At 41.0% G+C, this 23,859-nt stretch carries 30 protein-coding genes, 1 tRNA gene and 2 riboswitches; of the genes, 9 read left to right on the top strand and 22 right to left on the bottom strand.

The window, feature by feature from the left end:
* Positions 1–224: 224 nt before the first annotated feature.
* From efp to ACTJJQ_RS15630, 4 genes are all read right to left on the bottom strand, one after another.
* Positions 225–782 carry an elongation factor P gene (gene efp, locus ACTJJQ_RS15645; protein ID WP_007501192.1) on the bottom strand — a complete coding sequence of 186 codons (558 nt, stop codon included), beginning with the start codon at positions 780–782 and terminating at the stop codon, positions 225–227.
* 25 nt (positions 783–807) lie between these two features.
* Positions 808–1,869 carry a M24 family metallopeptidase gene (locus ACTJJQ_RS15640; protein WP_007501193.1) on the bottom strand — a complete coding sequence of 354 codons (1,062 nt, stop codon included), beginning with the start codon at positions 1,867–1,869 and terminating at the stop codon, positions 808–810.
* The gene (gene aroQ / locus ACTJJQ_RS15635; protein ID WP_007501195.1) at positions 1,866–2,309 is read right to left on the bottom strand and encodes a type II 3-dehydroquinate dehydratase; all 444 of its coding nucleotides are present in this window, start codon (positions 2,307–2,309) and stop codon (positions 1,866–1,868) included. Before aroQ ends, ACTJJQ_RS15640 begins: the two co-directional genes overlap by 4 nt.
* A 109-nt stretch (positions 2,310–2,418) precedes the next feature.
* Entirely contained in the window at positions 2,419–2,946 is a 528-nt protein-coding gene (locus ACTJJQ_RS15630; protein WP_035390792.1) for a YqhR family membrane protein, read from the bottom strand.
* Positions 2,947–3,168: 222 nt separating this feature from the next.
* On the opposite strand from ACTJJQ_RS15630, the gene ACTJJQ_RS15625 reads away from it, so the two are divergent.
* Both ACTJJQ_RS15625 and ACTJJQ_RS15620 read left to right on the top strand, forming a co-directional pair.
* The gene (locus ACTJJQ_RS15625) at positions 3,169–4,125 is read left to right on the top strand and encodes a DUF1385 domain-containing protein (RefSeq protein WP_017357970.1); all 957 of its coding nucleotides are present in this window, start codon (positions 3,169–3,171) and stop codon (positions 4,123–4,125) included.
* Positions 4,126–4,163: 38 nt separating this feature from the next.
* The gene (locus ACTJJQ_RS15620; protein WP_024422959.1) at positions 4,164–4,559 is read left to right on the top strand and encodes an SA1362 family protein; all 396 of its coding nucleotides are present in this window, start codon (positions 4,164–4,166) and stop codon (positions 4,557–4,559) included.
* Here ACTJJQ_RS15620 and ACTJJQ_RS15615 read toward each other — a convergent pair.
* The 3 genes from ACTJJQ_RS15615 to ACTJJQ_RS15605 form a co-directional block, all read right to left on the bottom strand.
* Positions 4,556–5,431 carry a patatin-like phospholipase family protein gene (locus ACTJJQ_RS15615; RefSeq protein ID WP_041091753.1) on the bottom strand — a complete coding sequence of 292 codons (876 nt, stop codon included), beginning with the start codon at positions 5,429–5,431 and terminating at the stop codon, positions 4,556–4,558. The two genes, ACTJJQ_RS15620 and ACTJJQ_RS15615, sit on opposite strands and share 4 nt — an antisense overlap.
* Before the next feature lie 305 nt (positions 5,432–5,736).
* Positions 5,737–6,171: a transcriptional regulator MntR gene (gene mntR / locus ACTJJQ_RS15610; protein ID WP_003215946.1), complete on the bottom strand. Its 435-nt coding sequence runs from the start codon at positions 6,169–6,171 to the stop codon at positions 5,737–5,739.
* 85 nt (positions 6,172–6,256) lie between these two features.
* A complete protein-coding gene (locus ACTJJQ_RS15605; RefSeq protein ID WP_017357972.1) occupies positions 6,257–7,093 on the bottom strand; it encodes a lipoate--protein ligase family protein in 837 nt (278 codons plus the stop codon).
* A 219-nt stretch (positions 7,094–7,312) separates the two neighbouring features.
* Between ACTJJQ_RS15605 and ACTJJQ_RS15600 the strand changes: the two genes are divergently transcribed.
* On the top strand, positions 7,313–7,693 hold the full coding sequence (locus tag ACTJJQ_RS15600) for a rhodanese-like domain-containing protein (RefSeq protein ID WP_110487391.1): 381 nt from the start codon (positions 7,313–7,315) through the stop codon (positions 7,691–7,693).
* A gap of 39 nt (positions 7,694–7,732) precedes the next feature.
* On the opposite strand, the gene gcvPB is transcribed toward ACTJJQ_RS15600, so the two are convergent.
* Genes gcvPB through gcvT form a run of 3 tightly spaced genes read right to left on the bottom strand, consistent with a single transcriptional unit; the run spans position 7,733 to position 11,646 of the window.
* Positions 7,733–9,193: an aminomethyl-transferring glycine dehydrogenase subunit GcvPB gene (gene gcvPB / locus ACTJJQ_RS15595; protein WP_035390797.1), complete on the bottom strand. Its 1,461-nt coding sequence runs from the start codon at positions 9,191–9,193 to the stop codon at positions 7,733–7,735.
* Complete coding sequence (gene gcvPA / locus ACTJJQ_RS15590; protein WP_345910964.1) at positions 9,186–10,532, bottom strand: aminomethyl-transferring glycine dehydrogenase subunit GcvPA; 1,347 nt, start codon at positions 10,530–10,532, stop codon at positions 9,186–9,188. Before gcvPA ends, gcvPB begins: the two co-directional genes overlap by 8 nt.
* Positions 10,533–10,548: 16 nt before the next feature.
* Positions 10,549–11,646, bottom strand: a complete 1,098-nt coding sequence (gcvT, locus tag ACTJJQ_RS15585; protein WP_057079317.1) for a glycine cleavage system aminomethyltransferase GcvT — start codon at positions 11,644–11,646, stop codon at positions 10,549–10,551.
* Positions 11,647–11,750: 104 nt separating this feature from the next.
* Positions 11,751–11,846: riboswitch (glycine riboswitch) on the bottom strand.
* Between the two features lie 3 nt (positions 11,847–11,849).
* Positions 11,850–11,957: riboswitch (glycine riboswitch) on the bottom strand.
* A gap of 250 nt (positions 11,958–12,207) precedes the next feature.
* On the opposite strand from gcvT, the gene ACTJJQ_RS15580 reads away from it, so the two are divergent.
* The 4 genes from ACTJJQ_RS15580 to sinR all read left to right on the top strand — a co-directional run bounded on the left by ACTJJQ_RS15580 (position 12,208) and on the right by sinR (position 15,408).
* A complete protein-coding gene (locus ACTJJQ_RS15580) occupies positions 12,208–13,878 on the top strand; it encodes a DEAD/DEAH box helicase (protein WP_440600370.1) in 1,671 nt (556 codons plus the stop codon).
* A 14-nt stretch (positions 13,879–13,892) separates the two neighbouring features.
* Positions 13,893–14,690 (top strand): YqhG family protein, encoded by a 798-nt coding sequence (locus ACTJJQ_RS15575; RefSeq protein ID WP_007501215.1) that lies wholly within the window; start codon positions 13,893–13,895, stop codon positions 14,688–14,690.
* A gap of 184 nt (positions 14,691–14,874) precedes the next feature.
* Positions 14,875–15,039 (top strand): anti-repressor SinI family protein, encoded by a 165-nt coding sequence (locus ACTJJQ_RS15570; RefSeq protein WP_008342197.1) that lies wholly within the window; start codon positions 14,875–14,877, stop codon positions 15,037–15,039.
* 33 nt (positions 15,040–15,072) lie between these two features.
* Positions 15,073–15,408 carry a transcriptional regulator SinR gene (gene sinR / locus ACTJJQ_RS15565; RefSeq protein WP_017357978.1) on the top strand — a complete coding sequence of 112 codons (336 nt, stop codon included), beginning with the start codon at positions 15,073–15,075 and terminating at the stop codon, positions 15,406–15,408.
* A 67-nt stretch (positions 15,409–15,475) separates the two neighbouring features.
* Here the strand turns inward: sinR and tasA are convergent, their stop codons facing one another.
* Genes tasA through tapA form a run of 3 tightly spaced genes read right to left on the bottom strand, consistent with a single transcriptional unit; the run spans position 15,476 to position 17,484 of the window.
* Entirely contained in the window at positions 15,476–16,276 is an 801-nt protein-coding gene (gene tasA, locus ACTJJQ_RS15560; RefSeq protein ID WP_008342195.1) for a biofilm matrix protein TasA, read from the bottom strand.
* Between the two features lie 58 nt (positions 16,277–16,334).
* Positions 16,335–16,907 carry a signal peptidase I SipW gene (gene sipW, locus ACTJJQ_RS15555; protein ID WP_017357979.1) on the bottom strand — a complete coding sequence of 191 codons (573 nt, stop codon included), beginning with the start codon at positions 16,905–16,907 and terminating at the stop codon, positions 16,335–16,337.
* Between the two features lie 49 nt (positions 16,908–16,956).
* Positions 16,957–17,484 carry an amyloid fiber anchoring/assembly protein TapA gene (tapA, locus tag ACTJJQ_RS15550; protein ID WP_440600369.1) on the bottom strand — a complete coding sequence of 176 codons (528 nt, stop codon included), beginning with the start codon at positions 17,482–17,484 and terminating at the stop codon, positions 16,957–16,959.
* A gap of 252 nt (positions 17,485–17,736) precedes the next feature.
* Between tapA and ACTJJQ_RS15545 the strand changes: the two genes are divergently transcribed.
* Positions 17,737–18,063, top strand: coding sequence for a DUF3889 domain-containing protein (locus tag ACTJJQ_RS15545; RefSeq protein ID WP_017367590.1), 327 nt, complete (start codon positions 17,737–17,739; stop codon positions 18,061–18,063).
* A gap of 33 nt (positions 18,064–18,096) precedes the next feature.
* On the opposite strand, the gene ACTJJQ_RS15540 is transcribed toward ACTJJQ_RS15545, so the two are convergent.
* From ACTJJQ_RS15540 to ACTJJQ_RS15500, 9 genes are all read right to left on the bottom strand, one after another.
* Entirely contained in the window at positions 18,097–18,291 is a 195-nt protein-coding gene (locus ACTJJQ_RS15540; protein WP_008342191.1) for a YqzE family protein, read from the bottom strand.
* Positions 18,292–18,351: 60 nt separating this feature from the next.
* Positions 18,352–18,735, bottom strand: coding sequence for a hypothetical protein (locus ACTJJQ_RS15535; protein WP_440600368.1), 384 nt, complete (start codon positions 18,733–18,735; stop codon positions 18,352–18,354).
* Positions 18,732–19,229: a competence type IV pilus minor pilin ComGF gene (gene comGF / locus ACTJJQ_RS15530; RefSeq protein ID WP_440600367.1), complete on the bottom strand. Its 498-nt coding sequence runs from the start codon at positions 19,227–19,229 to the stop codon at positions 18,732–18,734. Before comGF ends, ACTJJQ_RS15535 begins: the two co-directional genes overlap by 4 nt.
* Positions 19,171–19,485, bottom strand: coding sequence for a competence type IV pilus minor pilin ComGE (gene comGE, locus ACTJJQ_RS15525; protein WP_039166034.1), 315 nt, complete (start codon positions 19,483–19,485; stop codon positions 19,171–19,173). Before comGE ends, comGF begins: the two co-directional genes overlap by 59 nt.
* Positions 19,469–19,915, bottom strand: coding sequence for a competence type IV pilus minor pilin ComGD (comGD, locus tag ACTJJQ_RS15520; protein WP_440600366.1), 447 nt, complete (start codon positions 19,913–19,915; stop codon positions 19,469–19,471). Before comGD ends, comGE begins: the two co-directional genes overlap by 17 nt.
* On the bottom strand, positions 19,908–20,201 hold the full coding sequence (comGC, locus tag ACTJJQ_RS15515) for a competence type IV pilus major pilin ComGC (protein ID WP_008342186.1): 294 nt from the start codon (positions 20,199–20,201) through the stop codon (positions 19,908–19,910). The genes comGD and comGC overlap by 8 nt, the downstream gene beginning before the upstream one ends.
* 16 nt (positions 20,202–20,217) lie before the next feature.
* Complete coding sequence (gene comGB / locus ACTJJQ_RS15510; RefSeq protein ID WP_440600365.1) at positions 20,218–21,258, bottom strand: competence type IV pilus assembly protein ComGB; 1,041 nt, start codon at positions 21,256–21,258, stop codon at positions 20,218–20,220.
* Positions 21,239–22,309, bottom strand: a complete 1,071-nt coding sequence (gene comGA / locus ACTJJQ_RS15505; protein WP_024718839.1) for a competence type IV pilus ATPase ComGA — start codon at positions 22,307–22,309, stop codon at positions 21,239–21,241. The genes comGB and comGA overlap by 20 nt, the downstream gene beginning before the upstream one ends.
* A gap of 465 nt (positions 22,310–22,774) precedes the next feature.
* Complete coding sequence (locus ACTJJQ_RS15500) at positions 22,775–23,647, bottom strand: STAS domain-containing protein (RefSeq protein ID WP_035390819.1); 873 nt, start codon at positions 23,645–23,647, stop codon at positions 22,775–22,777.
* Positions 23,648–23,746: 99 nt separating this feature from the next.
* On the opposite strand from ACTJJQ_RS15500, the gene ACTJJQ_RS15495 reads away from it, so the two are divergent.
* Positions 23,747–23,817: transfer RNA gene (locus ACTJJQ_RS15495), tRNA-Gln, on the top strand.
* Positions 23,818–23,859: the final 42 nt, after the last annotated feature.

Here is a 23,859-nt window from a genome sequence, read left to right as displayed (position 1 = left end):
GTTTACAGTCTCAGATAGTTGACAAAGGGATAAAATGAACTTGATTTTATCCCTTTGTCTTCTTTTCAGCGTGATAGAAAACCTTTGCAGTCTAGGAAGAACGAGTACTGGCGCGGAGCGAATTTGACATTCGTGAGCACCAGCACGCAGGACTGACAAAGAATGCGAGGGTTTGCCTACACGCTGAGACTGTAAACACGAGGTTTACAGTCTCTCTCCGTTCATTACGCTCTTGAAACGTATGAACCGTCAGATGTATTGATCACTAGTTTATCACCTTGGTTCACAAAGAAAGGAACGTTCACGATTAAACCAGTTTCTGTTTTTGCAGGTTTTGATCCACCTGATGTTGTATCGCCTTTAATACCAGGCTCTGTTTCTACTACTTCAAGTTCTACAGTGTTTGGAAGTTCTACTCCAAGTGTTTCATCACCGTACATGACGATTTGAACCGACATATTTTCAAGCAAATATTTCAGCTCATCTTTGATTTGCGCTTCGCTTAGTTCAAGTTGTTCGTATGAGCTTGTATCCATGAATACATGCTGATCGCCATTTGCATATAAATATTGCATTGTTTTTGTTTCAATTTGAGCTTTCGCTACTTTTTCACCTGCACGGAATGTTTTCTCTTGAATCGCACCTGTACGCAGGTTACGCAGTTTCGAACGGACAAACGCTGCGCCTTTTCCTGGTTTTACGTGTTGGAAATCCACTACACGCCAAATACCGCCGTCCACTTCAATTGTCAGGCCTGTACGAAAATCGTTTACTGAAATCATTTTGTCATCCTCCTACATTTCACCATCATAATATGATAAGTTCTTTCGGTGAGTGGGTCAATCGTTTATTGCCGTCAGCTGTCAGGACGATATCATCCTCAATTCTCACGCCGCCGACATCCGGCAAGTAAATGCCTGGTTCAACTGTCACAACCATTCCCTCTTCTAACACGACATCTGAGCGTGAGGAAAGGCCAGGTGCTTCATGTACTTCCATACCAAGCCCATGTCCAGTCGAATGCCCGAAGTATTGACCGTAGCCATACTTTTCAATGATGTCTCGTGTGATGCGATCAGCTTCTTTTCCTGTTAAGCCTGGCTTGATTTTATCCACACCAGCGTTTTCTGCTTCTAATACGATATGATAAATTTCCTTTAATTTGTCGCTTGGTGTTCCTACAGCAATGGTTCTTGTCATGTCTGAACAATAGCCTTTATAATAGGCACCGAAATCCAGTGTCACCAAGTCGCCAGATTCAATCACCTTTTCGCTCGCTCTCCCGTGTGGCAGGCTTGAACGAACGCCAGAGGCAACAATCATATCGAATGAAGATCCTTCTGCCCCTTCTTTTCTCATGAAAAATTCAAGCTCGTTCATGACCGCAATTTCTGTCAGGCCCGGCTTGATGTACGTGAGAATATGATCAAAGGCATGATCTGCAATCTTCGCAGCTTCCTCTAATATCTTAATCTCTTCATTAGACTTAATCAAGCGCAACTTTTCAACTGATTCTGAGACTGGAACAAGCTCGATACCGCTTGCTTTCCCCGAGTACTGCTGGTAGGTGGCAAATGTCATATGGTTTTGTTCAAAACCAAGACGTTTCACCCCAAATTCGTTTGCCGTTTGGACAGCAGTTTCCACAATGTTTCCTTTATGTTCAATGATGTCATAGCCCTTTACTTGATCCTTGGCTTGCTCCGTGTAACGAAAATCCGTAATAAAGGCGGCTCGATCCTTTGAAACGATGGCAAGACCGGCTGATCCAGTAAAACTCGTCATATAATGTAAATTAAAGCTGCTTGTAATCACTAAACCATCTATGTCTAATTCGGCTAAAAGTTTTCTTAGTTTTTCAAGTTTCATGATACTGCTCCCCCTTCACTGACTAAATAACGAATCGCCAATTTATATCCTTCTAAACCAAGTCCAACGATTTGACCTTGGCATACTGGAGCAAGAACCGAATGATGGCGGAATTCCTCTCTCTTATGAACATTTGTGATATGTACTTCGATGACAGGTAACGTAATACTTGCAATGGCATCTCTCAGTGCATAGCTATAGTGGGTAAAAGCACCCGGGTTAAACACGACGCCATCGTACTGATCTTCTGCTTCATGGAGCGCATCGACCAAATCTCCCTCGTGATTCGATTGAAAGAACGTCAATTGAATATTTGCTCTTTCTGCAAACTGAAACAAATCCGTTTCTAAATCTGTTAATGTTTTACTTCCATAAACTCCTGGCTCTCTCTTGCCGAGCCTATTTAAGTTGGGCCCATTCAGCACTAGAAAATGAGGCATATGACCACTCCTTCACCCTAATTCACTCTATATCGATGTCTGTTTCTTTTTCCTTAGAAACCTTTCGTTTCCAAAAATAATTTTATCATATGAATGGTGGATTTACACTTTATTCTGTCTTTTTCCCGAGTGCCCTTGCAAGCTTCTGACTCGTTAATTCATTGTATTCAAATGAAATACTGTATCCGACAAACATGCCATATAAAATATATAGGCAAAATGTCGTCACAATGGTGCTTTGCTGCAAATCTTGCACTTGCTTCACATCGGGGAATATAGGATTAAATACATAAAAAACAAGCAGCCATAAAATCGCGCCATAGATCAGCCCCATCCAAAAACCTTTGATCCGTTTGAGCAGTCCATAATAAATAAAGGCTGCTCCAATAGATAAAATCCCTAAAAGTACAATACTCATAAATGTACCAAGTCCGCCTTTTTTCCATTCACCAAGCACAAATGGCTGCAACAGCATATTTGGACTCACCTCTGAAAAATGAAACATATGGGTCAGAAATCCGATAAAGCCCCAAAAAACTCCGCCGACAAAACCTGTAGCTGCTGCCCTTGCCACCATTGAAGACGTTTGTACTGATTGATTTTTTTCTTCTTGGTTTTTCTTTTCATCACGTTTCATATGAACACCTCCAGCAAGTAGTATGTCCAAAATGTCATGAAAAAAAAAGGATTTCCGTGCGAGAGTGTAAAATTTTTATAACAGGGTATACTGGCTAAAAAGAGGTAGATAGAATTCTAGTAGATAATCGACCTGTGAGCTAGTGATTTCCCCTCTTTTCCTGTACAATAAAGGTATAAGGAAATGCATGTAAATTACAGGAAACAGGCAGGTTGATGAAATATGTCCAATCAAACAAAACCTCCAGCATATGGAGGGCAGGCAGTTGTGGAAGGTGTCATGTTCGGAGGTAAAATGAACTATGTGACAGCGATTCGGCGTAAGGATGAGTCGATTGAGTTTTTAAAGCTTCCCCGGACCTCCAATAAACGAACCGCCTTTCTTAAGAAAATCCCTTTTGTCAGGGGTGTTGCTGCACTTGTTGAAGCAAGCGCAAACGGCAGTAAGCACTTAAACTTCTCCAGCGAGCGCTATGACTTAGATCCTTCTGAAGATCATTCTCTTGAAAAAGAACAAAAAAGCTCGAAATTATCAATGATCTTTGGCATTGCTGTGATCGGAGTTCTCTCTCTTCTTTTTAGTAAATTTGTCTTTACTTTAGTGCCTGTCTTTTTAGCCGAACTTGTGCGTCCGGTGTTTTCTGGAAACTTCGCACAAATTGCAGTGGAAACATTCTTTAAATTGATCCTGTTATTAGGCTATATTTACTTTATTTCCATGACCCCTTTAATTAAAAGGGTATTTCAATATCATGGGGCAGAACATAAAGTCATAAACTGCTATGAACAGAATCTTGACATCACAGTGGAAAATGTCCAAAGCCAATCTCGCCTGCATTATCGATGCGGCAGCAGCTTTATTTTATTCACTGTCATTGTCGGCATGTTCGTCTATTTACTCGTACCGACAGATCCTTTGTGGGTGAGAGTTCTGAATCGCTTGGCGCTTATTCCGGTTGTTCTGGGCATTTCATTTGAAGTGCTTCAGCTCACAAACAAACTCCGTGACGTGCCAGTGCTTAAAGTGCTTGGCTATCCTGGCCTTTGGCTGCAATTGCTCACAACAAAAGAACCCTCTGATGATCAAGTCGAGGTAGCCATTGCAAGTTTTAATGAACTTCTTCGTTTAGAGGAAGCATCTGCGAAACAAGCATCAGATTCTGCTCATCAAGTGATCTAGTTTATAAATCCGGTAAATTCTTTCGGAGGTGGACAGTTATGAATCGCCGAGTACATCCTGCTTTTACCATTATTTTCGCTTTAGGTGTTTTGGGATTTGTGTATTTACTCACAACGAATCCAGGCAGACTCTTTACGATGCTGCTATCAGTTGTGATCATTGGAGCGGTTCTATTTTTCTTATTTAGATGGCTGATGAATCGAAGAACTGGAACAGAAGGAAATCTTTATCGTAAAGCAGTCAAACAATCAAAACGTCGCTACCAGCAGCCTAAACCAAAAACGAAAAGCCAGATGAAAAACCGGGTCACTCATTTGCGAAGCGTGCCGACTGACCACAAGTCTAAGCCCGTCCTTCTCAAAAAGAAAAGCCAAACACATTTGACAGTCATTGAAGGCAAGAAAAACAAAAAGAAAAATCGCGCCTTATTTTAAAATGTCCAGCTCTTTAAAAATTGCTCGGCCTTCTGTCTGCCTAGATCGACGAGCGCCTTTTTCTTTTCTGTCATGAGATGAAAATCAGTGGCAATGACGTGTTCTACAGGGATAAAAATAATATGACGTTCGTGTTTTGTGGCAATATGTCTTTCGTCATGAGCACCACGCATCGTTTCAAATAGAGCGCCAAACAGTTCAAACGCATTGCGGATGGAATGTTGAGGGCGTTCTTTTTCGTTTGGGGTTAATGTGACACCGACAAACGGTCTTTTTTTCTCTTCTGCAAATAGCCAAATGGGAAAGTTGCTGAGCACTCCGCCATCCACTATGGTACAAATTCCCTTTGAAGACCTCAGTTTGACAGGTTCGAAAAAATACGGCAGACTGCAGCTCATCCGAATGGCCCTGGCAACAGAAAACCGTTCTGGATTTAACCCATAGGAAGGAAGGTCATCTGGAAGGACGAGGATTTTGCCATTTGTTAAATCAGAAGCGACGATTTTGAGCGTATCTTTTTTCAGATCCCCAAATACGGTGACGCCTTTTCGTTTTAACACGTCTGTCAGCCATTTTTCTAGACGGTCACCTTTGTAAAGACCAAGACGCCAATAAATAGACACCCACCTGAGCATTTTAAACGGGATGAATTGACACCTTCGGTCAAGCAATTGATGCTCATCCATTTCGTCTAACAGCTCCCGAATCTCCTGACTCGTAAAACCCGCTGCGATGAGTGAAGCAATGATCGCTCCCGCACTTGTTCCAGCGAGACGGACAAATTGAAATCCCCTTGCTTCAAGCGCTTCATAGGCGCCTGCAAGTGCTGCACCCTTAATGCCTCCACCTGAGAACACACCATCTATCTTCATCAAGGAGCCCCCTTTTCTGTCACACTATTAATAGTGTAGGAGCAATTGCCTTTCATTAGAACTATATTCAAAAAGGACACCCATCGCCAGGTGTCCTTTCAGCGTGTAGACAAACCCTCGCATTCGGTGTCAGTCCTGCGCTCCGGTGCTCACGAATGTCAAATTCGCTCCGCTCCGATGCTCGTCCTTCCTAGACTGCAAAGGTTTTCTTTCACGCTGAAAAGAAGACAAAGAGCTAAAATAAAGTACATTTTACCCCTTTGTCAACAATTTAAAAGGACACCCTTCGACAGGTGTCCTTTTTCTTAAGATTCTTGATTTGTTTGTTCATTTTTCTTTTGAATCGCTTTCAGCTGAACGGATCGCTCATCGTTTTCTTCAAAGAATTGGACGAGGTCGCCGATGCGGTCAATGCTGTTCCAGCTGAGATGATGCTCAATACCTTCTACATCATCATAAATTTTCTCTTCATCTACACCAATGATTCTTAAAAATTGCTCTAGCAGTTCATGTCTGTATACGAGACGTTTTCCAATTTTTTTGCCTTTCGGGGTTAAAATTAGACCACGATATTTCTCATAAATGAGGTATTCATCTTTATCTAGCTTCTGAACCATTTTTGTTACAGAGGAGGGATGGACAGCGAGGGCTTCTGCAATATCAGATACTCTTGCATATCCTTTTTCTTCTATCAGCATATAAATTTGTTCAATATAATCTTCCATACTAGGTGTAGTCATAAAACCCCTCCAAAATGCACCTTTACTTAATAATCATAACAATTCTACACCATCGCCCATTAAAAAACAAGAAGAGTCCTTCGTCTTAACGCTTGTAATTCCAATCATCTGTGGCGTATTTCGTTTTGGCGAGGTGATGAACAAATGCCAACTCTTCATCTGTCAGCTCATAAGGCACAAGCTCGATATTTAATCCTTTTTCAAATCCTCGTTTAAATGCAACACGCGCATCGTCTATCGTACATGTTCGATCTGAAATTTCATTGATCGCCACCGCTTTGTTTTTAAAGCTGCGCTGCATCCGCTCTCTCACCCGATCGTTTGGATAAAGAAATAAATCAAACAATTTATCCTCATCAAGATCAATTAAAATCGAGCCATGCTGGAGGATCACACCTTTTTGTCTTGTTTGCGCACTGCCTGCTACTTTTCTACCTTCTACAACAAGCTCGTACCATGAAGGCGCATCAAAACATACAGACGATCTTGGATTTTTTAAGCTTTCTTTTTCTTTTTCTGTACGAGGAATGGCAAAATATGCATCGAGTCCTAGTTCTTTAAAGCCCTCTAAAATCCCTTCTGAAATGACGCGGTATGCCTCTGTCACCGTCGCCGGCATCTCTGGGTGCTCTTCTGACACGATCACACTGTAAGTCAATTCCTGATCATGAAGAACGCCGCGGCCTCCTGTAGGCCTGCGAACAAATCCAAGACCATAGCGCTCAACCGCTTCCATGTTGATTTCTTTTTCAACATGTTGAAAATATCCAACAGATAATGTCGCTGGATTCCAACCATAAAAACGGATCACAGGCGGGATCAGCTTCTCGCTATGCCAATAAAGCAAGGCTTCGTCCATTGCCATGTTAAAGGCAGGGTCTTGGTTTCCTGTATCAATGAAACACCATTTCTCTTTTTGCATATAAAATCCCTTCTCTTTTACTTAGTCAATGTTAGATAATGGTGGTGACCACCGATTTTCTCTCTTCATCAGTCTATCAAATAGGGAAGGAATTGAAAATAATTCTTACCATTTATGATGACAAGTTTCTTTTGCTTTACTATAATAGTATTTGTCTAAAACGTACCATCAGACAGGTGACTGTGCTGATGCTCAAGAAGGAGTCGAGTCGTATTGCCAATATTCAACTATATCGTCCTCGCACTTTGTGGACTTTTCGTTCTTTATTCCATCGGCAGTTACATTTATCAGCAGCGCATAATGAAAACGCTGACGGAAGCAGAATTTATCAAAGGTTACCGCAAAGCCCAACTCATTGATGTGAGAGAACCAAATGAGTTTGAAGGTGGACATATTTTAGGCGCAAGAAACATTCCCCTTTCACAATTAAAGCAGCGCAAAAATGAAATACGTCCTGACAAGCCTGTTTATCTCTATTGCCAAAATAATTTGAGAAGCGGAAAGGCTGCTCAAACGTTACGTAAAAATGGCTGTCGTGAGATTTATAATTTAAAGGGCGGCTTTAAAAAATGGGGCGGCCGCATTAAAACAAAGAACTAACAAAAAAGACTCTGGGAGCTAATGCCCCCATGAGTCTTTTTATTTTCTTTCAAAAACCAGCACTGGATTCCGTGCAGCCTTTGTTTCATCCATTCGTTTCACAACGGTTGTATGTGGTGCTTCCTGTACGATTTCTGGGTTCTCTTCCGCTTCTTTTGCAATTTGAATCATCGCTTCAATAAATGCATCAAGGGTTTCTTTTGATTCTGTTTCAGTTGGTTCAATCATGATACATTCCTCTACATTTAGCGGGAAGTAAATCGTTGGCGGATGATAGCCAAAATCAAGTAATCGTTTGGCAATATCAAGCGTCCGCACACCTAGTTTCTTTTGACGTTTACCTGAAAGGACAAATTCATGCTTACAGTGACGGTCAAATGGCAAATCATAATGAGCACATAAGCGGCGCATCATATAGTTTGCATTCAACACCGCATGATCCGTTACAGCCTTTAAGCCGTCTGGTCCCATAGAGCGGATATACGCATACGCTCTGACATTGATACCAAAGTTCCCATAGAACGGTTTCACACGGCCGATGGATTCTGGACGATCGTAATCAAAGAAATAACGACCTTCTTTCTTCACAAGCACTGGCTTTGGCAAATATGGAATCAAATCCTTTTTCACGCCAACTGGACCTGAACCGGGGCCTCCTCCTCCGTGTGGACCTGTAAAGGTTTTATGAAGATTTAAGTGAACCACATCAAATCCCATATCCCCCGGTCTTGCTCTGCTTAATACAGCATTTAAGTTCGCTCCATCATAATAAAGCTTCCCGCCTGCTCCGTGGACGATTTCAGCCATTTCTAAAATATTTTCTTCAAAAAGGCCGAGTGTATTTGGATTTGTGAGCATGAGAGCCGCTGTTTCTTCATTGACAACACGGCGCAGGTCGTCTAAATCGACAAGCCCATGTTCATTAGATGCCACCGTAATCGTTTCAAATCCAGCTACTGTTGCAGATGCGGGATTTGTTCCATGAGCAGAATCAGGCACGATGACTTTTGTTCGTTTAAGATCTCCTCTTGCTTCATGGTATGCACGAATCATCATGAGCCCCGTCCATTCGCCATGTGCTCCTGCCGCAGGCTGTAATGTCACGGCGTCCATTCCTGTAATTTCTTCTAAATGGTCACCTAAATCATAAAGTAACTCTAATGCACCTTGCACAGTGTCTGCCTCTTGAAGTGGATGCACATGCGAGAAACCTGCAAGACGTGCCACCTTTTCGTTAATCTTTGGATTATATTTCATCGTACAAGAGCCTAGGGGATAAAAGCCAGAATCGACCCCGTGATTACGCCTAGATAATGCTGTGTAGTGACGCATAATATCCAGTTCAGAAACCTCTGGCAGCTTAGCATCTTCATGGCGGATATACGCTTCATCAAATAAATCTGGGAGCTTCTCCTCAGGTACGTCTAAATCAGGCAGGCTGTAACCAATTCTTCCTTCTTTGGATAATTCAAAAATAAGCGGCTGATCTTGTTTATTCATGACGATCCCCCAATTCCTTGATGAACGTATCAATTTCTTCTTTTGTTCTTAGTTCTGTCACAGCGACGAGCATATGCTGCTGAAGCTCTGGATAATCCCGTCCCAAGTCATATCCGCCGATGATTCCTTTTTTAAGCAATCGCTCATTCGCTTCTTTCACAGGTTCATTCAGTTTCAACACAAATTCATTAAAATGAGCACCCTCTATTTCAGCCTGTAACCCATGTTTTTCTGCCTGCGTCTTGGCATAATGGGCTTTTTGTACGTTTTGATAGGCAATGTCTTTGATGCCTGTTTTCCCAAGCGCCGTCATCGCAACAGAAGCGGCTAACGCATTTAATGCTTGGTTTGAACAAATATTTGAAGTCGCTTTGTCTCTTCGGATATGCTGCTCGCGCGCTTGAAGGGTCAGCACAAATCCTCGCACACCGTTCTCGTCTTCTGTTTGCCCGACTAAACGCCCCGGCACTTTTCGCATTAATTTTTTCGTCACAGCGAAATATCCACAATGAGGTCCGCCAAATGCAGCTGGAATGCCAAATGGCTGCGCATCACCAACGACAATATCTGCCCCAAGCTTTCCTGGTGGTGTCAGTAAACCAAGTGCAAGCGGGTTACTTGAGACGATGAATAAACTTTTCCCTTTATGCGCAATCGGTTCAATGTCCTTTAATGGTTCAACAACACCGAAGAAGTTTGGGTATTGTACAAGGACCGCTGCTGTTTCGTCGCAGACGGCTTCTTCTAATGCAGCTAGATCGGTCTGACCTTTTCGCGCAGGTACCTCGACGACTTCAATATGCTGACCTTTCGCATATGTTTTCAGCACCGCTCTTGATTCAGGATGAACCGTCTCAGAAACCACAATCTTTTTCTTCTTTGTATGACCTGCAGCCAGCATCGCTGCTTCAGCTAATGACGTTCCGCCATCATACATCGAGGAATTGGCAAGATCCATACCGGTCAGCTCAGCAATCATTGTTTGAAATTCAAAGATTGCTTGCAATTCACCTTGAGAAATTTCAGGCTGATAAGGTGTGTACGCTGTATAAAATTCAGAACGTGAAATCACATGGTCGACAATCACAGGCTGGTAATGATCATACACACCAGCACCTAAAAACGAGGCATAGGCCACTGTATCTTTATTTTTTGCAGCAAGACGAGACAATTCCCGCACTAGCTCTGTTTCAGATGCGGCTTCTTTGATGTTGTACGCACCTTTGAATCTGACTTTCTCTGGGATATCTGAGAAAAGCTCATCAATTGACTGAACGCCAATGACATCCAGCATTTCTTTTTGATCTTGCTCTGTTTGCGGCAAATACCTGTGCTTCATCCTCTATTCCTCCTCGTTATTTGGCTCTTTTATAAAATGGTGTGGCGACGATTTTGGCTTTTAGACGTTTTTTACGAACTTGCACTTCCACTTCTGTCCCAAGCTGCGCCTCTGATGTTTCAATCAAGGCAAGCCCAATATTTTTCTTTAATGTTGGAGATTGTGTACCGGTTGTGACTACACCAATCTGCTTATCTCCTGAGAAGACTGGATAGTCTGTCCGCGGAATCCCCTTATCTATCATTTCAATCCCGACAAGCTTTCGCTTCGGTCCTTCTTCTTTTTGTTTTTTAAGTGCATCTTTTCCGATAAAATCTGCTTCTTTATCCGTTTTAACAGCAAAACCAATGCCGCCTTCTAAAGGAGAAATATCCTTCGTGAGCTCTTGACCATAAAGCGGGAGTCTTGCTTCAAATCTTAAGGTGTCACGTGCACCGAGTCCACATGGAATCAGTCCTTTCGGCTGTCCGGCATCTAATAAAGCGGTCCAAAGGTGAACAGCATCTTCTGACTGGCAGTAGATTTCAAAGCCATCTTCTCCTGTGTAGCCGGTTCTTGAGACAAGCACCTCTTTTTGCGCAATGATTGCTTTTGATAAAAACGTAAATGGCTTCAGTGATGTTACCTCTTCATCCGCAACATCTTTGATGATGTCAGCAGCATGAGGTCCTTGAAGGGCTAACAAGGCGGTTTGATCAGAGACATTTTTAATCGAAACATCTTCCCCACCTTGATGTTTCAGCAGCCAATCCACATCTTTTTCAATATTTGAAGCATTGATCACAAGCAAATAGTTGTTCTTTTCTTTTTGGTAGACAAGCAGATCATCCACCGTTCCGCCATCTTCATAACACATGGCTGTATATAGTGCCTTACCGTCTGTCAGCTTTGACAGATCATTGGTTAATAACCTTTGTAAAAAAGGAAGGGCTCCCTGACCTGTGACTTCCACCTCACCCATGTGAGACACGTCAAACAGCCCTGCTTTTGTTCGAACAGCTTCATGTTCTTCTTTAATGGAAGAAAATTGGACAGGTAATTCCCAGCCCCCGAAGTCAATGGTTTTTGCGCCAAACGTTTCATACGCATGAAAAAGCGGTGTTCGTTTCAACATCAATCGTTTCCCCCTTTTTTCTTACAGTGCACATTACAAGCTGAATTTTCAGAAAAAAATCACAGCAAAAAAGGACAGAGCGCTCCCTTTTATCAAAAAGAAGTCTCTGTCCTTGCACCTGAAAGTTTACAGCACAACATCATTGTGCGTTTTCCCCTTTGGTGGTTTGCTAAAAATCGTTGCGCAAACACTCTCCAGAGTTGCGTCCGGTAAGAGTACTTTTGCCTGAGAGATTCACTGAACCAATTCAGCTTGCTCCTTCGGCGCCTGTCAGTGCAAAATAACCGCTAGGTCTCTCCCCATACCTTCATCCGCTCATATTCTTCACCTTTATTGGACATACTATCAAAATGGGTGACTTATTCTCTAGATCACTTACCAACATCCTACCATTAGAAATGGATGAAGAGCAACAGAAAAATCATTAACATTTTTAAAATAATCATTCATTATCGTTCGCTTTTATTGATATATAACATCTTTTAAATCGCTATGAAAAAATGAAGCGTTTAAAAACAGAACGATTTTATCATCACTCTATCAGAAAGGCAGGCGGTCACATTGAATATTCAAACGATCTTTGATCAAAAATGGGCAAGTGAATTTCAAAAGCGACTTACAGCAGACGGTCCCTGGGCGAATTGGGATATGTACCGTTTAGCAGCACAGGTACAAAAAGTGACAGCCATTGATTCATTTGAAGGACTGCAAGCACCTGCGCACCTGCCTGCATTTACTCCTTTAAAACACCAGCTCGAAGTCGCTAGAAGAGTCGTAGAAGAGATGAATGGGAAAGCCATTTTAGCAGATGAAGTGGGTCTTGGAAAAACCGTTGAAGCAGGACTGATTATCAAAGAATACATGATTCGGGGACTTGCCAAGAAGATTCTCATTCTCGTACCCGCATCCCTTGTGTCTCAATGGGTACAAGAACTGCGGACGAAATTTTACATAGATGCTGTCGAGCAAAAGAAGAGCTATGTGTGGGAGCAGTGCGATGTTGTGGTTTCCTCAATTGATACAGCCAAAAGACAGCCGCATCGAGACACGATCTTATCCATCTCCTACGATATGGTCATTATTGATGAAGCACACAAACTGAAAAACAATAAAACGAAAAACTATGAGTTTGTGAGAAATTTGAATAAAAAGTTCTGCCTACTGCTCACAGCCACACCTATCCAAAATCGGATAGGAGAAATTTTTAATCTCGTCTCTCTGTTGAAGCCAGGCCATTTAGGTAATGAAACACAATTTAAAGACCTCTTTGCCAAAAAAGACCTTCAACTTGAAGACCATGACCGGCTAAAACAGTTAGTCAATAAAGTCATGATTCGGAACCGGAGACAAGACACTGGCATCGAGTGGTCAAAGCGTCATGTGAAGACAATTTCTATTGATTTCTCCCCGACAGAACAAGCACTATATGATGAAATTTGTCAGTTAAAAGAAAACCCTTCCTATACGAAGCACATGTTTTCAATTATGACCTTAGAACGAGAATGCTGTTCGAGTCGTGAGGCCGTCTATATGACCATTAAAAAAATGCAAGAAGAGGAAAAACACATTCTAGGTGCTTCTGCGATGATGCACATCATGGAGAAAATCAACCAGGTAGAACAAAATTCTAAAGCAATTGAAGTCGTTAAACTCATTCAGCAATTAAATGAAAAAGTCATTATCTTCACTGAATACCGCGCGACACAAATTTATTTACAATGGTTTCTCCAGCAAAACGGCATCAGTTCGGTTCCTTTTCGAGGCGGGTTTAAACGGAGTAAAAAAGACTGGATGAAAGATTTATTTAGAGAGCGGGCGCAAGTGCTCATCGCAACAGAAGCAGGCGGCGAGGGGATCAACCTTCAATTTTGCAACCAAATCATCAACTACGACCTTCCGTGGAACCCAATGCGCTTGGAACAAAGAATTGGACGTATTCACCGGCTCGGTCAAGAGCGGGATGTCCACATTTACAATATGGCAACCAGCGGGACAGTCGAAGAACATATTTTAAAACTTTTATATGAAAAAATTCAGCTGTTTGAAAACGTCATTGGCGATCTAGATGATATTTTAACCCGAATTGATATCCAAGATGCTGAAACAGAATTGCATCAAATTCTCTTCCAGCACGAGTCTGACGTAGACATGAAAAAGAAATTAACCCAATTTGCTTCCTATTTAACAGAAACACAAACACCGTTTTTAGAAGAAAGACAGCAAGGTTCATAAAGGAGAGTTGACCAATGGAGCAGCGCGAGATTCACACATTTCTTCTCCGTTTCTTTCAGGCAAACCAATGCGACATACTTGAAGAAAGTGCAGGGCACCTGACCGTACAGCTGACAATCGAAATGGATAAATTGATCATGAACCGCCCTTTTTATTGGCATTGGCTCGAAAAAACGGGAGGCGTACCTGAGCCGCGGCAATTGACTTTGATCACCGATCAAAAAAAAGCTGATGACTCGGTCGAAGGAGAATTTGTCCACTTCGGCTCCCCTCGTTTATTCCAAATATTCGAGGTTGTGAAACAGCAAGGCCGTTTTATTCGGCTGTACGAAAAAGTCAGACCGCTCACAAACAGCCAGATCGCACTGGAGCCGTGGCTTGGTCTCAATGTCAAAATATCCTATCTGGCAGACCGTAAAAAAGACAAACTGCTGTCTCTTGGACTTCATCTAATACGCGGAGAAGTCATCGAACAATTTCAAGAGAAGCTGGAAGCGCGTGAGCTATCGTCTCAAATTCCTGATTATTGCTTCACAATGAGTACGATGATTAAGCCAGAGAGCGGCGTCAAACGGCTTTACAGCCTGATGGAACGTTATGCCAATGAAGAGCCGGATGATTGGGCGGTAAGAGCTGTTCAAAAGTGGAAAGAAGACTCGGAACTTTTAAACCAATTTTATGAAGGGACTTCAGACACATCTGTAGAATATGAAATAGAAAGACAAGCACTTAAAACTTTATACGAACCAAAAATCAGTCTTACGATTGAAAATGGCGGACTTTTTTACTTACAGCAAAAAAGAGGAGGCTGACTTAGCGAGTCTCCCTCCCTTTCATGTGATATCAAATTTTCGATCAATCAAAAGCAACGTTTGTCTGTTTGTATTGGGCGGAAACATGACGCAAGCAATCTATGAGGTCTTATCACCTGTGTTTTTCCATTTCATGCGTTAAGTGCCTGAAATACACGATTCAGTATTTTAGGAGGGTATTTGTATGGAAAAGAAAACGAAGTTATTAGACAGTGAATGGGTTCAATTATTACGCGAAGCGCGCAAAGCGGGACTAACAGTTGAAGAAGTCCGTCATTTTCTCAAATCACGCGAAAAGTCCTCTGAGTCTCCCCCTATGGCAAGAAGTCATTCTATCAAACCTTTCTGAATGTGCTATAATATCGAAAGGAAGGTGATGACATTGATTGGCCAGCGTATTAAACAATACCGCAATGAAAAAGGCTACTCACTATCAGAACTGGCCGAAAAGGCTGGGGTAGCGAAGTCTTATTTAAGTTCAATAGAAAGAAACTTGCAAACAAACCCCTCCATTCAATTTCTTGAAAAAGTCTCCGCTGTTCTGGACGTCTCGGTTCATACACTGTTAAACGAAAATGATGAAACCGAATACGATGGTCAATTAGATAGTGAATGGGAAAAACTAGTTCGAGATGCAATGACATCAGGGGTTTCGAAAAAGCAATTTCGTGAATTTTTAGATTATCAAATCTGGAAAAAAAAGCAAGAAGAGGAGTAATGCGCATATTTTAGCGCATACTCCTCCAATTGCTATGCAGATCTTGTTATCAGTCTAAAGACTGACTTTATTTTTTATCTTCGCTGTGTGCTTTTTCGTTTTCTTTCACGTAGCCTTTTTCATCCGTATGCTTTTTCGGATTGATCGTTAAACCATTCCACTGAGTCGCTTCGAAGGAAAGATCAACTTGAATCGCATCGCCTTGGTATTTATTTTGGATATAGTTACCCGCTTTATCCTTCGTCTGGTCATTGACAAATTCAATGATCATTTCCATTTTATCGTAATCAAACGGATTCTTTGGAATGCCGTCATACTCTGGAGCTGTTGATCCATCAACGGTGGCAACATTAATTTTACCACTTTCATGTAAAAACTTCTCATCGACGGCATGACGAAGCTTTTCAAATGCGGTCTGATCCTGCTTTGACGTTAATAGATGCAGGTCAAGCAGGTTTGCATGGTCTAAAATAATATTTTTCGGGTATCCATTCCCACCTTCGGCTCCAACCGTTAGAACACTCACCTGAAATTGGCTGAGGAATTCTTCAGCTGTATTCTTCCCGCCATTTTTCGCTGATGTTCCATCTTGAAACTGGCTATAATCAAGACTCATCAGCACTTGATTAATTGCAAGAGACCCTTTATTTTCAAAATTAAATTCCTTCTTTATACGGTCACCGGGTTTTATGTTCGCAAGGTTGATGGCGCCGGAATTCTCTTTTGCAGATAGATTCAGCTCTCCTGTAGAGTAGACCGCGTTTGCCGTCTCAACATCATTAAATGCAGCCCACGTTCCCCCGCCAATTAAAGCAAGACCTAACGCTCCCGATAAAACACCTAAACGAATTGATTTTTTCATTGCCATGATTGAACCCCCTAATAAATTGTTTTATTGAAACCTGATTTAGGTTACAAACGAAAATTTATGCTTGTTCCTCTGACATATGTAACTCAGCCGTATGTCTTCGATGTTTGGCAGCACCAACAAAATGAATGGTTGAATAAACAAGTAGCATCACCCCTGGAATAATGAGCAAAAGAGCGGTCCCAGCAGAAGTTCCTGCATACGAAAGAAGCTTTCCTGCATAAGGAATGTTCACGCCCGTATACTGCGCAGTCACTTGATTCGCTTTGACGAGCGTGCCGTCTTGATACATATTGTGGTCTCCTTTTGTCTCAAAGGCTTTATTTACTCCTTTTCCTTTCACCCCAACAATGCGGTGAGTCACAAAGGATTGGTCTTGCTTCGTTTGAAACGTAATAATATCCCCTTTTTTGAGTGTTTCAGGTGAGGTGACATGTTTCACAACAATCAATGAACCAGTCGAAAATTCCGGTTCCATTGATCCAGATAGTACTTGCTTGAACTCATAACCAAAGATCTGAGGATCTCCGCCTGTTGTCCTTGATGACAACACGACAATAATACACACAATCATCATCGTGAAGACCAGCGCGTAAAGAATACTCCCAGACATTTTCATCCACTTTTTCATACCTTTCTCCCCTTTACATATCATGTTTCATTCAGCAGGCAACCCCTACTTAGGACGCCTTTTCTTGACAATTCGAAAGCTGCATATGTTGAGACGTAAAGAATGGCTTTTCAGAACCACCAAACCCTTTAGGATAATAGATTTTAAACACATAGATTCCATTTGTTTTTGCTTTAACTGCCGTGATAGTCGTCGTTTCTTCTGATGAGAGGGACTGTATAGCACCTTTTTCAATAACATGGCCATCTTGTAATGGCATCTGAACACTCTCTACTTTATGCAGTTCCCACTTCCATTCAGAGTGCGCGATGGGTTGTCCAATATTTTTTAGTGACATGCTCAACTTTTGAGGCGCACAGACTGTCCCCTCAATGATCGTTTGATCGATCAGTTTCAAATGGCTTCTATCCCATTTCTTCGGCTGACAATGCTGATCTGTCTCTTCGAAATTTTCACATGTTTTCATGACAAAATTCGAATGCTCGACATCGTTAAAAGAAGCATTAGTAGACGTAATAAAAAAAGAAGTGAAAATCAAACAAATAGCACAAAATAGTACAAAGAGCGGCTGTTTCATTGATTCTTTCAACTCCTTGAACAATTGTTCTTTAAAAAGAACGATTACACTCAGTATAAGGAATTACCTATAAAATCCAAAACGTCAAATTAGTCCATTTTGTTCTTAAACAAGAACATTACCGAGAAAATTCTTCCATTTTCTCATTCTTTCGCCATATTCAATATTTTTTTCTGTGACATTTGTACTTCTTAAAAATTTACATAAAAGTGCAGGATTTGGTCAGGATAATAATTGGTGAGGTGATGTTAGTTGAAATATGGAAGAATCATGATCATGCTCAGTTTACTGTTAAGCCCTTCGATCCAAAGCGCCCATCTAGCGGAGGCAAAAGGAATCACTGCTGCCGCAGATCAATGGGAAACAAGGGCAGTCAAAGAAGCAAAAAAACGGTATCCGTTAGCACATGTTTTATTCAAACAAAAAGTGTGGGATCGGCACCGGGAGAAAGAATCCGTGAAGCAATATCATATTACGTTGAAAGATCAGGCCAAAGAATTTGGGGTATATGTCACCATTTCCTATAACCCATACTCGAACAAGGTCAATAAAGTCATTGTTGTCGAAGAATACAGCTAAAATGGCATTAAAAAACCGCCTGCTGGCGGCTTTTTACTTTTGTCGATGACGTTGACGTTTTTTTAGCATCATTGAGAAGCCAAAAGGCAGAACACCGAATAAACGCTGAGAAAATGGTGGTTTTGTCTCCATTTTTTCCTGTTTATGTTCTTTCCGCTCGTCACGTGGTGTATTCATGTATTTAATAATTTCCTGCGTCATATATTTTACATAATCATTTGTCTTCATCGAACACTCACCTCTTCTTCCTTAAAGTGTTACCAAGAAGAGTATCGTTTTATACACTCGCTAATAAGTGCTGATCCATTGATTGATTTCTCCTGTCTCCTTATTCATCTCTAGTTCCCGCTCGTCAGTTACACCACCCTTTGTTTCGATGTTAACCAAGAGGCGGACTAGCTTTTTTCTGTCATCGCACCCAATTCGCTTCAACGTCACTCGACCTTCTTCTGTGACAATTGGGCTCAATGGCTGATCACAAATACGATTTAATTTGTTTGCAGCTTCACTTAGACCTAAACGAAATAACTGGTGTTTTTGATAAAAAGAAATCGCGAGCTCTGCACTTTTCAACTCTTTTTGAAACCCAATGGTCATCGATCCTAGAATCAATAAAAATAAAAGAATGACAGCAAGTACGTGGGGATAAATAAACCCGTCTTCTCTTTTCACGTTTTAGGAATCACTCCTTTGTAAGTGAAAAAAACAGCTTCATGTACTTGACCAAATACATCTGTGACTTGGAGAGTGGTGGTTTGCTCTTTTGTTCTTACATGGAATTGTTTCACCTTTTGTAATAAAGGGAGATGACCTGCCTGATCCGTTCGTTTACGAAGCATCTCTTGATAAGGCTCAATCGTCACCACTCGCCCTTGATTTGAAATATACTCCAGTGCTATTCCATTTTTCACCGCTCTTACAGCGACAGCACAATTTAGCTCCTCCTCTAATTGCAGGACCGTTTGTTTCCACTCCATTTGCGAAAATTTGTTGATTTCTGCAAACGGATGAGCTTTTTCAGCAATTGATAAAAGCAACATGCAGCCAAAAGAAAGCAGCAAAAATAGCTGCAATTGCCATATTGCTTGAGCGAGTGTAAAGCCTTGTTCATCGCTCCAAATGTCGAAAGCAAATCGTCTTCTTTTTTTGTACTTTGTATGAAACACATCCCTTCTCCTGACCCCAAATGAATTCATATGTGATCTCGCCTCGTTTCTTTGTACTTGATTCATTTTGACCTTCTATAAAAGCTGTATTCATATACTCATGTAAGATTTGATAAGCTTCCAGTTTAGCCCTTAATTCTTCTTTCCCAATTGTCAGTTTTTCAAAGGATGGCACGAGCACAAGAGCAGCAAATAGAAAGAGGTGGCAAGAAAAGAGCATCTCAAACGTACTAAATCCTTTATTGTTGCTGAACATGAATCCGCCCGCTCCCTAAGTAAATCGTGAGTTTATATATTTGACTGCCAAATTGAACAATGAGAGAACCGCCGCTATTTGGATGTCCGTTTTTATTAAAGTGAAGGCCTTTTTGAAATGTGGATTGCTTGATGGTGCCTTTATTGTGTGGATTAGAAGCAATGATCTGCTCACTATTCTGTTCGATGACTTGATAAGATACATTGGGCGGGTGAAACTCAACAGTTACTCGTGTTTTTTTAATAAATGCAGTATAAGATGCCAATTGAAGATCTTGTTTTAGCAAGTTCACTTGCTTTTTTGCTTCAGCACTTTCTAATATATTGGGCACTTTTCCACCTATTATCGATAATAAGATAGAGAAAATCATGACGATCAAGAGCTGCTCAATGAGTGTAAATCCTTTCTCCTGGAAAAGCGATTTATTCATTTTTCACATCCCCGTTTTGAATGAAAATTGCCTTTCCATTTGGACAAGTTAATCCTTTTTTGACATAGCCTTCTTTTTCTAATTCAGCTAAAGATGGCGTCTTGCCGTCATGCTCTAATTCATATGCCATTACCTGTGTACTCACCATTGATTTCAGCCCTTCACAGCCCTTTGCTTGAATGCTTTGATGATGCCGAGTGATATTTGGAATGGTGATCAATAAAAGAATGGAGATCACAAGCATGACAATTAACATTTCTAACAGTGTAAATCCTTTATCATTCATGCCTTAGTCCTCCTTTTCACACTTGTTCCATTAGTTGATACATTGGTAAAAGAATAGATAAATACACAATGAGTATAAGAAACGCTGTTAAGCCATAGATGACAGGCTGCAGCCATGAAACCCATTTTTCAATTTTCAATTCTGCATTCTCTAAAAGAAATTGACTATATGTGTACATCTCTCTCGCTAGCATCCCACTTGCTTCCCCATGCTTAATGACAGCCGCAAAATGCCTTTCGAAAAAAGGAGACCGGCTTATTTGATGTTCCATACTCTCACCTTTTCTTAACTCTCCTATCATTTGTTCAGACATTTCTTGAAGGAAGGGTAAATAGGTCTGCTGTTTAAAAGCTTGCAAACTTTCGTAAATCGATAACCCAGCTTGAAGAAGTCCGCTTAGTTGAAGGGAAAAAAGATACGTATGCATCAGCTGCACCCCTTTAAATACCACCGGCAGCCTGCTGATGACTTTCAGTTTCTCAAGGGTTGATTTTTTCTTAAAAAAGAGCTCATAATATCCAAAAAGACAGATACATATACAACCGATCATGATCAGCAAAGCGTGTAGGAATTGGAAGAGGCCAAACATTCCTTGAATGAGCCATGACATGCTTGTATTCATAGATGAATATAATAAAGAAAATTGAGGAACGATCATTTGCTGAACAATGATGAGCACAACAAAAACTGTAAACATAAGAAAAATTGGATATCGTAACATGCGCTTGAATGTGTCTATCTGCATAATTTTTCTCTCTAAAAAACGGGCGCTTTGTTCAAGAGCTCTCGCTAGGCTGCCATGTTTCTCTGAAAAACAAAGAATAGCGACGGCTTCTCGCTGAAAATGAAGTCGCTCAAGCACAACGTAAAAAGGCTCTCCTTCAAGCAGCCACTGAATGCCTGGCGTTAATCGTTGCTGCTGTTTTTTTGATAACTGAATATTCACCATCGTTAGTGCATCAACCAATGTATATCCGGCTTGAATCAATTGAGCCAGTTTCGATAAGAATTCAACTTGTTCTTTTTTAGACCAGGCTTTAGAGGTTCGCTTCTTCATAAACCCAGCGATGATATGTGCTTTTTGATAAATAGCCGAGTGCCACTCCTTTCCGAATTAATCTTTGCAGTGTTTCGTATGACGAATGAGCGTATTCTCCTTTTGCCTCTTTGATACACTCACCAAGCTCCTTTCCGTAAAGCAATTCAAATACATTTGTTCGTCTGACTGGTCGATTTAGTTTGCAATAAAGCTCACACGTTTCGCCGCAAAATGGACATGCGAGTTCGATTAACCGCTGAGCAGCAATGGCAACCATTGTTTGTTCGAGTTCATTCATCGTCACACCAAATTCGAGCATTCGATAAAGAGCTCCTTTTGCATTCTTTGCGTGCAGTGTGCTCATGACTAAATGACCTGTCAGAGCTGCTCTAATAGCTGTTCTTGCTGTTTCCGCATCTCTTATTTCTCCAAGCACAATCATATCTGGATCATGTCTTAAAATAGCGCGTAAACCTGCCGCATACGTGATACCAGCTTTTTCATTTACTTGAACCTGCAGCACTTCTTCATTTCTTGTTTCCACAGGATCTTCAAGGGTAATAATATTTCGATTAAAATGTTTTTTGGCAAACTGGATCAATGAATAAAGTGTTGTCGTTTTCCCTGAATTTGTAGGTCCAGTAAATAAAATAAGCCCATGCGAATGATTCAGAAACGATAATAATCTCGCTGAAGCCTTCGGGAACAGTGACAAATACTTTGTTTTCGGCACATGATCCTGCGGTAAAATCCGAATCACTAAACTTTCATCATTTACAGTCGGTAATGTAGAAAGCCGAACAAACACTTGACCGCGTCTTAGCATCACAGCCAATGACCCATTTTGTGGTCTCCTTCTTTCACCAATATCCATAGAAGATAAAAATTTGAAATGAGCAATGAGCCGCTCTCCGCTCTTTTTGTCAATGATCCGCTGCTGAATGAGGTCAGCGTCTACACGAAAAGAGACTGAAGCTTCCTTTTCTCTCGGAACAATATGCACATCAGATGCTCTCATGCGGCACGCCTCTTCTAGCAGCTCTTGCCCCAAATATTCAATACCATACAAGGGTGTTCACTCCTTTCAGTGACCATATTGTATGATGGTGGAACGTGCCTGACAAAAACGTATTTCATGATTTTCATGACTGAAGAGGGTTAAAAATGTTCAATTTGAGGTGTATTTCATCTATAAATAACAGAAAGACATATCAAAAAATTTGACTTTTACAACAACGGGTTCCGTTCAGAGGAGAAAATAAAAAAGAAGTGCTACTGGCACCTCTTTTTTGATGATCATCATTATTTCATTTTGTTCTTTCATTATGGATGATCTGTTACAAGGAGGTGTCTCCAAATTTAATCCTCCTTAATAGATTACTGATTTGAAGATAAAGAATATCCTTTCGTGTCTGATTTATGGATAAAAAAAGAGACCAAATCTGTATGCGAATTGGTCATCTCATTCATATGCTCATTATATTGTTTCTCCTTGTCAACGGACCCGTTACTTTTACTAGTAACATTTTTTGGTTCACGTTGCTTCTTGCTGCTGCTCTTCAAAGATACGAAATCCTCTTTTTTCTAAAGCTTTTGCAAGGCTGTGTTCAGTATTTACTTTTGAGAAATCAATGCCGAGTTTCACTACAGTTTGAGCGATTTCTGGTCGAATACCTGATATAATCGTCTCAATTCCTAGCAACTTCGCACTATCAACCACTTTAAACAGCTGATAAGCAACCATCGTATCAACAACGGGAACGCCAGATATATCAATAAATAAATGGGTTAGACGCAGTCTAGATGCCTGTTCTAGTACTGATTCCAAAATGATTTTCGCCCTGTATGTATCAATTTCACCAATCAGCGGCAAAATACCGATCTCTTTTGAAACTGGAATAACAGGCGCACTAAGCTCTTGAATCATTTCTCTTTGTGCATTAAGCTGATTGATTGTCACGCGGTCATACTCTTCTGATAAACGTGCAATCATGTCATCAAATGTGGCGTGAAAATGCTGATTCCAATCGCACACATCTTTGAGTGTCACTTCAAGCTCCGTTTGTTGTGTAAAGGTCTCAATTCTGGAACAAAAAATGTGGCGGAACACCTTAAATTGTCCGATGATTTCATATAAAGGTACTTCATGAACAGCTCGATCGCGGGCAATATCAACTGACCACTTTTTTAGATGGTCTTCTACTTTATCTGATAGCGTGACTAACGTTGCTGCAATCGTTTGAATAAATGCTGTGTTTTGTTCTTTCAGCTTCTTTTCTGTCTCCTCTGAAGCATGTTTGGAATATAATGAGCCTTCTTCTGTTCTTGTTTTCAGCCATTCTTCGGTCATGACAGGGGCTTCTTTAAGAATAAATTCATATAATTGCTCAGATTTTTCATTTTTCATTTCTGTCGTTCGCTCCTTTTTCACTTACAACTAGTGACAACCAACTTTTTATGTATAAATGACCGCAGATGGTGAACAATAGCATTACACGTTTCATATTGGGCTATAGCCAAGTGGTAAGGCAATGGACTTTGACTCCGTGATCGTTGGTTCGAACCCAGCTAGCCCAGTTCAGCACAAAAACGAAGACGGCTGAAACATCATTCAGCTGA

The sequence above is a fragment of the Bacillus sp. 22483 genome, assembly GCF_052044605.1.
GTDB lineage: Bacteria > Bacillota > Bacilli > Bacillales > Bacillaceae > Bacillus > Bacillus altitudinis.
The sequence above is the reverse complement of the archived record's forward strand: the minus strand, read 5'-3'. Positions and strand labels throughout refer to the sequence as shown.